Raw genomic sequence first — 14,628 nt, 5'->3', positions numbered from 1 at the left:
GCTGAGGTCCACCATGCTCGCTTACCTGCTGCGCCGATCCGCGTTCCTCGTGGTGTCGTTCCTCGTCGCCATGACCGTGCTGTTCGTGCTGCTCCGGCTGCTGCCGGGCGACCCGTCGAACGCCCTGCTCTCGGTGAACGCCACGCAGGAGCAGATCGACGCGGCGCGCGAGCAGGTGGGAGCCGACCGGCCGCTCGGCGAGCAGTTCGCCGCCTGGTTCGGCGGCGTCCTCACCCTCGACCTCGGTTCCTCGTTCGTGAGCTCGCTCCCGGTCGGGCCCGAGATCGCGTCGCGCCTCCAGGTCACCGTGCCGCTGACGCTCCTCGCGTTCCTCCTCGCCGTGGTGCTCGCCCTCGTGGCCGGTGTCGTGTCCGCCCTCCGGGCCGACCGCTGGTACGGCATCGCGTTGTCCGGCCTCTCGCAGCTCGGGATCGCCGTTCCGGTGTTCTGGGTCGGCATCCTGCTCGTCAGCGTGTTCGCGGTGACGCTCCGCCTGTTCCCGTCCGGTGGCTTCCCGCGCGACGACTGGGCCGATCCTGCCGCGGCGCTCACGAGCCTCGCCCTCCCGGTCATCACCATCGCCATCGTCATGAGTGCGTCGATCACCCGATACGTCCGCTCCACCACGCTCGACGTGGTCGGGAGCGACTATCTGCGCTCCGCACGGGCGCAGGGAGCCGGCTTCGGCGAGGCCCTGCTCCGACACGGCGCCCGGAACGCCGCGGTGCCCGTCGTGGCGATCCTCGGCATCGAGCTCGCCACCACCTTCCTCGGAGCCGTCGTGGTCGAGAGCGTCTTCAGCCTGCCCGGCCTCGGGTCGATGCTCCTGACGGCGATCCAGCAGCACGACTACCCGAACATCCAGGGCATCCTCCTCGTCTCGACCCTCGTCGTCCTCCTGACGGGCTTCGTCGCCGACATCGCGCAGCGGCTCATCGATCCGCGTCTGCGCACCTCGATCTCGGGGAACGGGCTCCGATGAGCGCCGTCGACGCCCAGACCGCGCTCGCCGACCGGCGCCCCGTGCGGCGCCGCGCCCGGTCCGCGACGCTGACCGTCGGACTCGTCCTCGTCGGCGTCATCGCCGTCCTGGCGGCCGTCTCGCTCGTGTGGTTGCCCTTCGCCCCCACGGACACCTCCGGCGGTCGCCTCGAGGGGCCGAGCGGCACCCACTGGCTCGGTACGGACAAGCTCGGTCGCGACCTCATGACCCAGCTCATGATCGGCGCGCGCATCGCGCTCGCGACCGGCGCCGGGGCCGTCGCGGTCGGGGCGGTCATCGGCATCGCCGTGGGACTCGCCGCGGCCTTCGCGTCGGCCTGGCTGGACGACACGATCTCCGCCGCGCTCGACGTCGTGATCGCCTTCCCGGTGCTCCTGCTCGCCATGCTCATCGTGGCCGCACAGGGCGCGTCACTCGGCACCGCGATCATCGCGATCGGACTCGCCATGTCGGCCATCGTGGCCCGCCTGACCCGCATCCTCACGAAGCGGGTCCTCAGCGAGCAGTACGTGGTGGCAGCCAGGACCGCCGGGACGAGCTGGGCCGGTGTCATCGGCCAGCACGTGCTCCCGAACATCTGGCCCACCCTGAGCGTGAACCTCGCGCTGCAGTTCGGCATCGCCGTCCTCGCCGAAGCGAGCCTGTCGTACCTCGGCCTCGGCGCGCCACCGCCGAACGCCTCCTGGGGACGCCTGCTGCAGGAGGCCCAAGCCACCGTCACGACGGCACCGATCGGTGCGATCGCTCCGGGTGTCGCCGTGGTGATGCTCGTGGTGGGCGTGAACTTCATCGCGGACGGCCTGCGGGACCTCGGCGATCCGACGAGGAGGCGCGGCGCATGAGCGATCTCCTCGACATCTCCGGCCTGACCATCACCCGGGGCATCCGGCGCGGTGCTCCCGACGGCGCTGACCGGCCGCTCCTCGACGGGCTGGACCTGACCATCGCCGCCGGGGGTCGCCTCGGCCTCATCGGCGGTTCCGGGTCTGGGAAGTCCTTGACCTCCCTCGCGGTGATCGGGCTGCTCGGCGACCAGCTGAGCGCGAGCGGCAGCGTCGAACTGGCCGGCACCCAGGTGATCGGTGCCCCGGACCGCGCGCTGCGGCCGCTCCGCGGTCGGGTGGCCGGACTCGTCTTCCAGGAGCCGCTGACCGCACTCGACCCGCTCATGCGGGTCGGCGCCCAGCTCGCCGAGCCCCTGCGTCGCCATCTGGGACTCCGGGGCGAACGGCTCAAGGAGGCCGTCGAAGCGGCCCTCGTCGAGGTGTCCCTCACCGACACCGCGCGCATCGCCGCCTCCTACCCCCATGAGCTGTCCGGCGGGCAGCGGCAGCGCATCGCGATCGCCATCGCGCTCGCCGGTCGCCCGCAGCTCCTCATCGCGGACGAGCCGACGACGGCCCTCGACGTGACCGTCCAGGCGGAGGTGCTCGCGCTCATCGACCGTCTCGTCCGGGAACGCGGCATGGCGCTCCTGTTCATCAGTCACGACCTCGCCGTCGTGTCGGCCATGGTCGACGAGGTGGTCGTGCTGAGCGAGGGTCGCGCCGTCGAGCGCGGCCCGGTGGCGCAGGTGCTGACGGCACCGAAGCACGAGGACACCCGTCGTCTGGTCGCCAGCGCACGCGCGCTCGACGACGCGCTGGAGGACCCACGATGACCGATGCACCGATCACGGCGACGCCGATCCTCGAGCTGGACGCGGTCGGTTTCCGATACCGCGGCGGTCAGGAGGCCCTGGACGACGTGTCGCTGGCCGTCGGCGCAGGAGAGGCCGTCGGGATCGTCGGTCAGTCCGGCGCCGGCAAGAGCACTCTCCTCCGGCTGCTGCTCGGCCTCGACCGGCCGACCACGGGCTCGGTCCGGTTCGACGGTGGCGCTCTGGACCCCCGCGACCGGACGCTGGTCCGTCGGTTCCGCGCATCGGTGCAGGCCGTCTTCCAGGATCCGTACTCCTCGCTGGATCCGCGGCAGCGCATCGGGCGCATCGTGGCCGAACCGTTGCGATCCCTCCGTTTGGCGACCACCGAGCAGGCGACCGTCCGCGCGTCCGAGGCGCTCGAGGCGGTGGGACTGCCCGCCGACGCGGCGTCGCGGTTCCCGCACGAGTTCTCGGGCGGCCAGCGGCAGCGGATCGCCATCGCCCGCGCGATCGTCCCGAACCCCCGGCTCCTCCTCGCCGACGAGCCCGTCAGTGCCCTCGACATGAGCACCCGGATCCAGATCATCGAGCTCCTCGCCGAGCTGCGGGCCTCGAACGGTCTGGCGCTCGTCATGGTCTCGCACGACCTCGGCACGGTGGCAGCGCTGTGTGAACGCACGATGGTGCTCCGACACGGGCAGGTCGTCGAGGCCGGCGCCACCGCGCAGGTCCTCCATGATCCCGCCGAGGCCTACACGAAGCAGCTCATCGCGGCGATCCCCCGCCTCCCGCGCTGAGTCGACGACGAGGCCGACGACATCGGCCCGGCCGAGCCGGGAATACCGCACCGACGGACGGTGTTCGACTCCGAGTGGCCTCGGCCGCATCGACTCTCCACAGGAACAGGACCCGTGACGCAGGATTCAGCGCAGCCCGACGACCACGACGAGGACCAGCCTGGGGCCGAGCGTCCCTGGCTCAGCGACGAGGAGCGGGCGGCTCTCCGCAAGCCGCTTCCGGAGCGCGCGGTCGTCACGAGCCTCGCCTTCACCGGTCTCGTCGCGGCGTTCATGATGACGCTCGTCACCCCACTCGTGCCGTCGCTCCCGACGATCCTCGGCGTACACGCCTCCGACAGCATGTGGGTCGTGACGGCGACGCTCCTGTCGGCCGCGGTCGCGACCCCGATCGCCGGTCGGCTCGGCGACCTCTACGGCAAACGACGGATGGTGCTCGTCCTGCTCGGGATCATGATGGCCGGTTCGGTGCTCGCCGCCTTCTCGTCCACGATCGTCCCGCTCATCGTCGCCAGGGCCCTCCAGGGGATGGCGATGGGCGTGATCCCGCTCGGCATCAGCATCCTGCGCGACGTGCTCCACGCGAAGCGCCTCGGGCCCGCGGTCGCGCTCGTGAGTGCCACGCTCGGCATCGGTGGTGCCGTCGGTCTGCCGATCTCCGCGGTGATCTCGCAGTACTTGGACTGGCATGTGCTGTTCTGGGTCGCGGGTGCCCTCGGCCTCATCGGCTTCGTCCTCGTCGCGCGTTTCGTCCCGGTGAGCACCCTCCGGAGCGAAGGCGGTTTCGACTGGATCGGCGCGATCGGTCTCGCCGCCGGCCTCGTCCCCATCCTCCTCGCCGTCTCGAAGGGCAACGAGTGGGGTTGGACGAGCGTCCGGACCCTCAGCTGCTTGATCGGCGGCGTCGTCGTGCTCCTGCTCTGGGGATGGTTCGAGATACGGTCCGCCAGTCCGCTCGTCGACCTGCGGATCGCCGCCAGACGGACGGTGCTCTTCACGAACCTCGCATCCATCACGGTCGGCTTCGCCTTCTTCGGCAGCACGGTCGTCCTCCCGGGCATCCTCGAGGCGCCGGTCGGCACCGGAGTCGGTCTCGGGCAGAACATGCTCATCGCGAGCCTCTGCCTCATGCCCAGCGGTCTCATCATGTGGGCGATGTCGCCGGTCGCCGCTCGACTGACCGCGGCCAAGGGCGCCCGGTTGAGCCTGCTCATCGGCATCGCGATCATCGCGGTCGGCTACGCGATCGCGATCGGACTCATGACCGAGGTCTGGCACACCGTGCTCACAGCCACCGCGGTCGGCTTCGGGGTGGGGTTCGCCTACGCCGCCATGCCGACGCTCATCATGGGTGCCGTCCCACCCAGCGAGACGGCGGCCTCCAACGGACTCAACTCCGTCATGCGGACGCTCGGTTCCACGATCGCGAGTGCGGTGATCGGCGCCATCCTGGCCTCACAGGTCGTCACCGACGGCGCTGTCACGACACCCAGTGCGGACGCCTTCCGCCTGAGCTTCGCGATCTGCGCTGCAGCAGCCGTCGTCGGACTCGTCTGCACGATCCTGCTGCCGCGGCACCTCGCCAAGGACACCCGCTCCAGCCTCCACGAGGGCTGACGGGCGATCAGCCGACGATCCCGAGCGCGAACGGGAGGACCGGGCCGGAACCGGCGCGGCGGAGCGCGCGACCGGCGACGGTGAGCGTCCACCGACTGTCGGCGCGGTCGTCGACGAGCAGGACCGGTGCGCCCTCCAACGCTGCGAGCTGCGCCCGGAGTTCGGATCCGACGGTGAAGGCGTCCCAGACGCCGGCCAGGCGGTAGGCGCTGTTGCCGCCCGGACCACCGCGCGGGCCGTCGCCGACGAGGTCGAGCTCCGCGAGGTAGGGCAGTCGCCCGAGCGACGCGATGCCCCTCGCCACGGAGTCGACGAGCTGCGGACGCGACCGTGACGGCACACTGACCACGGCGGCCGGTCGTTGCGCCCACGGCCAATCCGCCAGGACGCGGACGCTCGCGTCGATGACGGCACGGGAGGCGGGAGCATCGGGTGCGCCCGCGGCGAAGAGTTCACGGAGGACACCGCCCCAGCCGAGGTCGGTGAGCCGAGCGAGCGCGCGCCCGGGTTCGAGGCGGTCGTCGAGCGCGATGCGCCCCTTCACCGCTGCGCCGTCCGCGGTGACGCCGAGGCGGTCGGCTCCCGTGGGCCACTGCGCCCGCGGTTCGAGCTCGACGCCGACCCGACCGAGTGCCTCCGAAGCGGAGACGGCCGCGGCGCTGTCGAGTTCGGTGGGGAACCACGGCCCGGCGCACCGGTCGCATCGGCCACAGGGCACCGCGCTCGCGTCGTCGAGCTCACGTTGCAGCACGAGCATCCGGCACTCGTCGCCGCGCTCGTAGGCCAGCATCGCCTGTTGCTCCGCCACCCTGGCCTCGGCGATCCGCCGGTACCGCTCCCGGTCGTAGACCCACGGCTGGCCGGTCGACACCCATCCCCCGGCCACCCGCTGGACCGCGCCGTCGACGTCGAGCACCTTGAGGAGCAGTTCGAGGGGTGTGCGGCGCAGGTTGACGAGCGCCTCGAGCGCGGGCGTGGACCGCGGCTGGCTGTCGAGTGCGTCGAGGACCGCGGTGGCCCGCGCTTCGTCCGGCATCGACGCGGTCGCGAAGTACTGCCAGATCTCCTCGTCCTCCGCTCCGGGCAGGAGCAGGACGTCTGCGTGCTCGGTGGCGCGGCCGGCGCGACCGACCTGCTGGTAGTACGCGACCGGCGAGGACGGAGCGCCGAGATGTACGACGAACCCGAGGTCCGGTTTGTCGAACCCCATGCCGAGCGCGCTCGTCGCGACCAGCGCCTTCAGGCGGTTCTCCTTGAGGAGCCGCTCGGACTCTTCGCGTTCGTCGGGATCGGTCCGGCCCGTATAGGCCCGGACCTCGTGACCGGCCTCGCGCAGCAGCCGCGCGGTGTCCTCTGCGGCGGACACCGTGAGCGTGTAGATGATGCCGGACCCGGTGAGCCCGCCGAGGTGGCTGAGCAGCCAGGTGAGGCGGTCCCGTGACTCCGGCAGCCGGAGCACGCCGAGCCGGAGGGACGCCCTCGCGAGCGAGCCACGGATGGTGAGCACCTCGGCTCCGTGGGAGCCTGCGGCGCCGGGTGCGGTGAGCTGCTCGGCGATGTCGCGGACGACGCGTGCGTTGGCCGTCGCGGTGGTCGCCAGGACCGGGACCTCGGCCGGGAGGCGTCCGATCAGTTCGGCGAGCCGCTGGTAGTCGGGTCGGAAGTCGTGTCCCCAGTCGGAGATGCAGTGCGCCTCGTCCACCACCAGCATGCCCGTCCGGGCCACGAGGGTCGGGAGCTGTTCATCGCGGAAGCGTGGATTGTTGAGCCGCTCGGGTGACACGAGTAGGACGTCGACCTCGTCGGCCTCCAGGCGCGCCCGGACGTCGTCCCATTCGTGCGCGTTCGCCGAGTTGATCGCCACCGCGCGCACGCCGGCGCGCTCGGCGGCCGCCACCTGGTCGCGCATGAGCGCGAGCAACGGCGAGACCAACAGCGTCGGCCCGGCGCCCCGTCGGCGCAGAAGGGCGGTCGCGATGAAGTAGACGGCGGACTTGCCCCAACCGGTGCGCTGGACGACGAGCGCACGACGATGTTCGTCGACGAGCGCGAGGATCGCCTCGAGTTGACCGTCGTGGAACGTGGCCCCCGGAACGCCCGTGAGTGCGGCGAGCGCCGCCGTCGCCTCGGCGACCGATCCGGTGGGGGTCGGTTCGGGGTGGGCGGGGGTGGGCGCGCTGGGGTGGGACATGCGGCAAGTCTGTCAGGAGCTGCTGACGGTGGACTGCGCCGGCGTCTCGGAGGGGCGGTGTGCCGTCGGTTGGTCGGTTGTGGAGGAGCCGCTACCGACCGTCCGCAGCGGCGACGAGTTCGGCGATGACGAACTTGGTCTGCCCCATCATGCATTGCATGGCTCGCGCCGCGCGTTCCCGGTCGGGGTCGTTCTGCAGTTCGGCGAGGATGCCGGGCACGATCTGCCAGGACAGTCCCCAGCGGTCCTTGAGCCAGCCGCATTGGCTCGGGGCACCGCCGTCGGCGATCAGGGCGTCCCAGAGCCGGTCGATCTCGTCCTGGGTGTCGGCTCTGACGGAGAAGGAGAACGCCTCGGTGAACGAGAAGATGGGCCCGGCGTTCATCGCGCTGACGGGCAGTCCTTCGAGCTCGAACTCGACGACCATCGCCTGGCCCGCCGGCATGGGTCCGCCCTCCGGGTAGCGGCTCACCGAGGTGATCCGGGAGTCGGGGAACAGTGACACGTAGAAGGTCGCCGCCTCCTCGGCTTGCGAGTCGTACCAGAGGAACGGGGTGATGCGGTGCTCCATCATGTCGTGCTCCCTCTCAGCCCGGGCGTCGTCGCTCAGGCGCTCTTCTTGCGTTTCGTCGCGGTCGACGGCTTCGACGCCGCGGTCTTGGCGGTAGCGGTCTTCGCGCTACTCGTCTTGGCGGTGCCCGTCTTCGCGGTACCGGTCTTCGCCGAGCTGCTCGTCGCGGCGGGCTTGGCGGTGCCGGACCGTTTCGCTCCACTCGCCGTCTTCGCGCCGGTCGTGCCGCGCTGCCGTTCGATGCTGCGTTGCAGCACCTCCATGAGGTCGATCGGCTCGGCGCCCGTGTCGTCGTCGGGTTCGGGCTGCTCGCCGAAGGTGGCGGCGGTGTCGAGTGCGTCGCCCTGCTCGAGTTTCGCGTCGATGAGCTTCCGGAGCTGTGCCTGGTATTCGTCGACGAACGCGTCCGGGCGGAAGCGGGACGAGAAGGACTCGACGAGCGCCTCCGACATCTCGAGTTCCTTGGCGGAGATGCGGACGCGTTCCTCGAGGGCCGGGAACCGCACCTCGCGGACCTCGTCCTCCCAGAGCAGTGTCTGCAGGAGGATGACGTCCTCGCGCACCCGGAGGGCGCCGAGACGCGTCTTCTGGCGGAGGGCGAACCGCACGATGGCCGTGCGGTCGGTCTCCTCGAGCGTCCGCCGGAGGAGGACGTAGGCCTTGGACGAGGAGGAGTCCGGTTCGAGGAAGTAGCTGCGGTCGAACATGATCGGGTCGAGGTCGTCGCTCGGCACGAACTCGACGACCTCGATCTCGCGGCTGCGTTCCTCGGGGAGCGATGCCAGGTCGTCGGCGGTGAGGACCACCGTCTGCTCGCCGTCCTGGTACGCCTTGTCGATGTGGTCGTAGGTGACGACCTTGCCGCAGACCTCGCACTTGCGCTGATACCGGATGCGCCCGCCGTCGGCGTCGTGGACCTGGTGCAACGAGAGGTCGTGGTCCTCCGTGGCGCTGTACACCTTCACCGGGACGTTCACCAGGCCGAAGGTGACCGCACCCTTCCAGATCGCGCGCATGACCGCTCCCGTCCGCCGGCGGATCCGCCCGCGCTGTCGTGGTGACCAGTAGACACCCGGAACATCGTCAAGGGCTAGCCCTTGACGCCCGTGGGCGGCAGGCTGATCGCCATGGCGAGGACGAGCGGTGGCGGCGCGCAGACGCAGTGGGTCGACGTCGACGGACGCCGGATCCAGCTCACCCATCTCGACAAGGTGCTGTACCCCGAGACCGGCACGACGAAGGCCGAGGTCCTCGCCTACTACGCCGCGGTCGCCGAACACCTCCTCCCGCACCTGGCCGATCGGCCGGTGACCAGGAAACGCTGGGTGCACGGCGTCGGGACGGCTGCGTCGCCGGAGTCGGGGTTCTTCCAGAAGGACCTGGGCTCCTCGGCTCCCGACTGGGTCCAGCGGCTCCCCATCGAGCACAGCGATCACACGAACGAGTACCCGATCGTCGACGATCTCGCGACACTCACGTGGCTGGCGCAGCTGGGTGCGCTCGAGCTGCACGTGCCGCAGTGGCGGTTCGACCGATCCGGCGAGCGCCGTCCGCCCGACCGTCTCGTCCTCGACCTCGATCCGGGTGAGGGGGTGTCCCTCCCCGAGTGCGCGGGGGTCGCGGGCCTGGCGCGGGCGGTGTTGGTGGACATGGGGTTGGATCCGGTTCCGCTCACGAGTGGGAGCAAGGGGATCCACCTGTACGCGGCGTTGGACGGTCGGCAGAGTTCCGAGGAGGTGTCGCTCGTGGCGCATGAGCTCGCGCGGGCGCTGGCCGCGGACGAGCCGGGCCTCGTGGTGAGCGAGATGTCGAAGCAGCGACGCACGGGGAGGGTCTTCGTCGACTGGAGTCAGAACAACGGGTCGAAGACGACGATCGCGCCGCTCTCGTTGCGGGGTCGGTCACGGCCGACGGTGGCGGCTCCTCGCCGGTGGGAGGAGCTCGACGATCCCGGGTTGGCGCAGCTGGAGTTCCCTGCGGTGCTCGAGCGTCTGGCGGACGGTGAGGACCCGTTGCGGGTGCTCGGCGACCCGCGTCCGTCGATCACGATCCGCCCGTCGGAGCACGAGGACCGGCTCGTGGAGTACCGGCGGAAGCGGGATGCGGAGCGGACGCCCGAGCCCGTCCCGGACGGACCGCCGACGCCTGCCGTTGCCGGGGCACCGCCCTCGTTCGTGATCCAGCGACACGAGGCCCGGAAACTCCACCATGACTTCCGACTCGAGCACGACGGCGTGCTGGTGTCATGGGCCCTGCCGAAGGGGGTGCCGACGGATCCGAGCAGCAACCACCTGGCGGTGCGCACGGAGGACCACCCCATCGAGTACGGCAGTTTCGAGGGCACGATCCCCGCTGGCGAGTACGGGGCCGGTGAGGTGACCATCTGGGACGCGGGCACCTACGAGCTGGAGAAGTGGCGCGACGACGAGGTCATCGGGACCCTGCACGGCCGGGCGGGAGACGCGCTCGGCGGGCCGATGCGGTTCGCACTCATCCGGACCGCGGGCGGGACGGGACGGGAGGCGCCGTCGTGGCTCATCCACCGGATGCGGGCCCCGGGTGACCCGCCGGCTCCACCGGTCGCACGGCCTCGTGGGATCCCCACCCCCATGCTCGCGAGTGTCGCGGTACCCGGCGAGCTGGTCGACGACGGTTCCTGGGCGTTCGAGATGAAGTGGGACGGCATCCGTGCGATCGCGAGCGTCGACGGCTCGACGGGGCGGGTGCGGTTGTCGAGCCGGAACGGCAAGGACCTCACGGCGGCGTACCCGGAGGTGGTCGAGGAGCTCGCGGCGTCGCTCGCCGGCCGTGCGGTCGTCCTCGACGGCGAGATCGTGGCGTCGGGACCCGACGGCCGTCCCGACTTCTCGCTGCTGCAGCGTCGGATGCAGCTCACCGCGGAGCGGGACGTCGAACGGGAGCGCCGTCGGACGCCGGTCCGGCTGCTGCTGTTCGACCTGCTCGCGCTGGACGACACGGATCGGACGGAGCTGCCGTACCGGGAGCGTCGCGAGCTGCTCGAGCGGACGATCGAATCCGGGACCGTCGTCCAGGTGCCACCGACGATCGACGGCTCGCTCGACGATGCGCTCGAGGTGAGTCGCGGGTTGCGGTTGGAGGGCGTGATGGCGAAGGAGCTCGACGGCCGCTACCGGCCGGGTCGACGCAGCAGCACCTGGGTCAAGTTCAAGCACGAACGCATGGAGGAGGTCGTCGTGGCCGGCTGGCGTCCCGGTCGGGGCGGGCGCTCGGGTGGGATCGGGTCACTCCTGCTCGGGGTGCCGGGCTCGGACGGACTGCTGCACTACGCGGGTCGGGTCGGAAGCGGTTTCAGCGACCGGGAGTTGGCGGCGACCGCGCTCCGCTTCGAACGGCTGGGTCGGGCGTCGACGACACTCGTGGGTGTCCCACCGGCCGATGCGGCCGACGCCAACTGGGTGGAACCGGTCCTCATCGGGGAGGTCCGCTTCAGCGAGTGGACACCGGACGGGCGGTTCAGGCATCCGGTCTGGCGCGGATGGCGCCCCGATCGGACGGTGGACGACCTCGAAGCGCCGGACCGCGGACGCTGAGCCCGCGCATCGACCGCGGACGTCCTGTCAGGACAAGCGGCCGGATTCGGCGAGGAGGGCGAGGACGGCCGAGACCCGCGGGTTGCTCGAGGTGTCGTGCTCGATCCCGAGCGCCGCGTAGATCGCCGTGAGGTGGTTCTGGACGGACTTCTCCGCGATCCCGAGCCTGGTCGCGATCCCCGTGTTCGAACGACCGGTCGCGAGCAGCTGCAGCACGGCGTACTGCCGATCGGTGAGCGACTCGAGACTCGACCCAGCTCTGGGCCGGGTCCGGTCGATGAGTTCGGGATCGAGCATCGTCTCGCCACGAGCGGAGACCCGGATGGCCTCAAGCAGGATCTCGCGCGTGAGTGACGAGGTCTTCGACAGGTAGCTCCACCCGTCGCGGACGTCGGCCGGCATCTCGAGCAGCATGTCCATGAGGTCGTAGGCGGACAGCAGGACGACACCGAGGCCGGGTTGCGCCCGGCGGAGGGAGACGCCGAGGCTCACCCCGTTGCCGTCGGGGAGCTCGATGTCCATGGTCAGCACGTCCACCGTTCCCGGGAGGAACAGCCTGCGGGCCTCGGCGACCGTACCGGCACGCCCGACGAACTCCACGCCTGGCGCCCCGTCGAGCAGCTCGGCGAGCATGCCGCCGAGCAGCGGTTGATCCTCGATCACGCCGACACGCAGCGGCCTGGTGGTCGCGGCGTCCGTCGTCGCGTCACCGACCGTGGACAGCGCGGCGGGCGAGATATCGGAGTGCGACTGGTGGTGCATGTTCCGAGTATCCCGGATCGACCGGGGAACGACCGAGGGGGAAGCTCCCGAGCGACCGCACGTCGATGTCGGCGGTGGCGGGCACGGCAGGTCAGAATGGAGCCATGACCCAGGAGGCCCGGACCGCTCGCGCTGAGCGCTGGAGCGACAGCCGGGCGTTCATCACGGCAAGTGGCGCCATGGCCGCGGTCTTCGGGCTCGCGGTGTCCTTCCAGAGCGTCTACATCTACACCTGGGTCGCCCCGGGCGGGACGCGTGGCATGCTCGCCGAACGGGTCACCGCGAACCTCGTCTCGTTGAGCGCGGCGATCCTCGTGCTCGCACTCCTGCTGTGGTCGAGGTGGGGGCCGTCGCTCCACGAATGGTGGCGCCCCAAGGTGCTCGCGGGTGTCCTCCTCGTGGCGATGCTGACGGGGCTGCTGCGAAGCGGACTCCAGCTCCTGCTGGGCGTGTACCGCGACCCGAGCCTGCAGACGGTCCTCGTCGAAGCCGGGACGACGACGCTCGCCCTGGCGGTCTGCGCGACGTTCGGGTTCAGCCTCAGTGCCGCCCGGCGACGCGCCCGCGAGGAGGAGCGCGCGCACGCCGATCAGCGACACCGGGCCGACCTCGCCCTCCAGTCCCTGCAGGGTGAGGAGCTGCGGGTGAAGCGGGAGGTCGCGGAAGGCCTGCACGGCACCTTGCAGCAGCACCTCGTCCTGATCAGCGCCCAGCTCGCGTCCGTCACGACAGCACTCGAACAGGGCGGCCCGGACGTCGGGTCGGATGCGGCCAGGACCCTGCGATCGCTCGGCGAGGAACTCCGCACCGTGCGCGAGCGCGACGTGCGGGAACTCAGCCGGCTCCTGTCACCGCCGCTGCTCGAGGTCGGGATCGCCCCGAGCATCCGCGCGATCCTGCAACGGCTGCCCCCGTCGATCACCACCAGTCTCGACGTCTCTCCGGAGTTCCGGCTCCTCGACGACCCGATCGACAACGTCTTCACGACCGCGGAGCGCGCGGTCGTCGTCCGCACGCTCGAGGAGGGCGTGACGAACGCGCTGACCCACGGGGCGGCCGACCGACTCGTCGTGGACCTCCGGGTCTCGTCGCCCGCCACCGAGCGGCGAGGGACGATGGCGGGCGCCGTCGAGCTGCGCGTCGTCGACAACGGCTCCGGTCTCCGCGACGACGCCGAACCGTCCGGCGGCCTGCTGCAGCTGGATCGACGGGCCGGCGCCTTCGGCGGCTCCCTCAGGGTCGGCCCGGCAGCCGACGACGAGACCGGCGGCACCGTCCTGACCCTGACGATGCCCTACCGCGCGCCGGCGATCCGCTGAGCCGGATCAGGCGGTCGAGGTCTCGGTCAGGAGTTCGCGGACGCGCGGGACGACCGCGGAACCGTACAGACCGATGCTGTCCATGAGGTGCTCGTGCGACAGCGAACCGTTGCTGATCTTCAGATCCACGCGGGACAGCCCCAAGCCGTCGACCGCGGTCGCGACCTTCCGTGCGACCGTCTCGGGCGAACCGACGAACAGCGCACCCTCCGGGCCGGCCTCCTGCTCGAAGTGCCCACGCGTCATCGGGCTCCAGCCCCGCTCGCGGCCGATCCGGTCCATCATCGCCCGGTAGTGCGGCCAGAGCTGCTCCTGCGCGAGCTCATCGGTCGCGGCGATGTGGGCCGGCGAGTGCATGCCGACGGGCTGGGTCGGCAGCTGGAACTGCGCGAGTGCGCGGTGGTAGAGGTCGACGAAGGGGGCGAACCGCAGCGGTCCACCGCCGATCACGGCCAGCATCATCGGCAGGCCGTACCGAGCGGTCCGCACGACCGACTCGGGGCTTCCGCCGACACCGACCCACGTCTTCAGCTTCCCGTGCTCCACCCGGGGGTAGACCGACTGCTCCCGGAGCGGCGCGCGCGTCTTGCCCGACCAGGTGACCGGTTCCTGCTCGAGGAGGGCGACGAACAGCTCGAGCTTCTCCTCGAAGAGCTCCTCGTACTGCGACAGCTCGTACCCGAAGAGCGGGAAGGACTCGGTGAAGGATCCGCGGCCCAGGATGGCCTCGGCCCGCCCTCCGGAGATGCCGTCGAGCGTCGCGAAGCGCTGGTAGACCCGAACCGGGTCGTCGGAACTCAGCACCGTGACGGCGGAACCGAGATGGATGCGCTCGGTGCGGGCCGCGATCGCCGCCAGCACGACCTCGGGTGACGAGACCGCGAAGTCCTCACGGTGGTGCTCCCCCACCCCGATGAAGTCGAGGCCGACCGCCTCGGCATGGACGCCCTGCTCCACGACGTTGCGCAGGACCTGCGCCTGGGACAGTGGTGCGCCGTCGGCGTCGACCGTGACGTCACCGAAGGTGTCGATGCCGAACTCGAGGGGTGTGGTCATGGGGTTCTCCAACGTCGTGTGGCTCGCCGCGGGCTCTCACGGCGATTGTATGTGTTTGCATACATATCGGTGAACCCCGTCGCTTCGACGGGTATTCC

12 protein-coding genes are annotated in these 14,628 nt (G+C 70.9%); 7 read left to right on the top strand and 5 right to left on the bottom strand.

Translation table 11 applies throughout. The features are described from left to right. Positions 1–13: 13 nt before the first annotated feature. From IFU11_RS00315 to IFU11_RS00295, 5 genes are all read left to right on the top strand, one after another. Complete coding sequence (locus IFU11_RS00315) at positions 14–982, top strand: ABC transporter permease (protein WP_192017894.1); 969 nt, start codon at positions 14–16, stop codon at positions 980–982. After that, on the top strand, positions 979–1,845 hold the full coding sequence (locus tag IFU11_RS00310) for an ABC transporter permease (RefSeq protein WP_137241603.1): 867 nt from the start codon (positions 979–981) through the stop codon (positions 1,843–1,845). Before IFU11_RS00315 ends, IFU11_RS00310 begins: the two co-directional genes overlap by 4 nt. Next, complete coding sequence (locus IFU11_RS00305; protein WP_137241602.1) at positions 1,842–2,663, top strand: ATP-binding cassette domain-containing protein; 822 nt, start codon at positions 1,842–1,844, stop codon at positions 2,661–2,663. Before IFU11_RS00310 ends, IFU11_RS00305 begins: the two co-directional genes overlap by 4 nt. Then, positions 2,660–3,442, top strand: a complete 783-nt coding sequence (locus tag IFU11_RS00300; protein WP_192017893.1) for an ABC transporter ATP-binding protein — start codon at positions 2,660–2,662, stop codon at positions 3,440–3,442. The genes IFU11_RS00305 and IFU11_RS00300 overlap by 4 nt, the downstream gene beginning before the upstream one ends. Before the next feature lie 114 nt (positions 3,443–3,556). Beyond that, on the top strand, positions 3,557–5,059 hold the full coding sequence (locus tag IFU11_RS00295; RefSeq protein WP_371742671.1) for an MFS transporter: 1,503 nt from the start codon (positions 3,557–3,559) through the stop codon (positions 5,057–5,059). 7 nt (positions 5,060–5,066) lie between these two features. On the opposite strand, the gene IFU11_RS00290 is transcribed toward IFU11_RS00295, so the two are convergent. The 3 genes from IFU11_RS00290 to ku form a co-directional block, all read right to left on the bottom strand. Continuing rightward, entirely contained in the window at positions 5,067–7,250 is a 2,184-nt protein-coding gene (locus IFU11_RS00290; RefSeq protein ID WP_192017892.1) for a RecQ family ATP-dependent DNA helicase, read from the bottom strand. Between the two features lie 91 nt (positions 7,251–7,341). Next, positions 7,342–7,824, bottom strand: coding sequence for a VOC family protein (locus IFU11_RS00285; protein ID WP_370582633.1), 483 nt, complete (start codon positions 7,822–7,824; stop codon positions 7,342–7,344). A gap of 32 nt (positions 7,825–7,856) precedes the next feature. Continuing rightward, positions 7,857–8,837: a non-homologous end joining protein Ku gene (gene ku / locus IFU11_RS00280; protein WP_192017891.1), complete on the bottom strand. Its 981-nt coding sequence runs from the start codon at positions 8,835–8,837 to the stop codon at positions 7,857–7,859. Between the two features lie 111 nt (positions 8,838–8,948). Here ku and IFU11_RS00275 point away from each other — a divergent pair, with 111 nt between their 5' ends. Then, positions 8,949–11,393: an ATP-dependent DNA ligase gene (locus tag IFU11_RS00275; RefSeq protein ID WP_192017890.1), complete on the top strand. Its 2,445-nt coding sequence runs from the start codon at positions 8,949–8,951 to the stop codon at positions 11,391–11,393. 27 nt (positions 11,394–11,420) lie between these two features. Here the strand turns inward: IFU11_RS00275 and IFU11_RS00270 are convergent, their stop codons facing one another. Further along, positions 11,421–12,155, bottom strand: coding sequence for a response regulator transcription factor (locus tag IFU11_RS00270; RefSeq protein WP_192017889.1), 735 nt, complete (start codon positions 12,153–12,155; stop codon positions 11,421–11,423). 104 nt (positions 12,156–12,259) lie between these two features. Here IFU11_RS00270 and IFU11_RS00265 point away from each other — a divergent pair, with 104 nt between their 5' ends. Next, entirely contained in the window at positions 12,260–13,474 is a 1,215-nt protein-coding gene (locus IFU11_RS00265; RefSeq protein ID WP_192017888.1) for a sensor histidine kinase, read from the top strand. A 6-nt stretch (positions 13,475–13,480) separates the two neighbouring features. On the opposite strand, the gene IFU11_RS00260 is transcribed toward IFU11_RS00265, so the two are convergent. Then, positions 13,481–14,530 carry an LLM class flavin-dependent oxidoreductase gene (locus IFU11_RS00260; RefSeq protein ID WP_192017887.1) on the bottom strand — a complete coding sequence of 350 codons (1,050 nt, stop codon included), beginning with the start codon at positions 14,528–14,530 and terminating at the stop codon, positions 13,481–13,483. Between the last annotated feature and the right edge of the window lie 98 nt (positions 14,531–14,628).

This window comes from Plantibacter sp. CFBP 8804 (genome assembly GCF_014841225.1).
Taxonomy (GTDB): Bacteria; Actinomycetota; Actinomycetes; order Actinomycetales; family Microbacteriaceae; genus Plantibacter; species Plantibacter auratus.
This window is presented reverse-complemented; position numbering and strand designations above follow the sequence as displayed.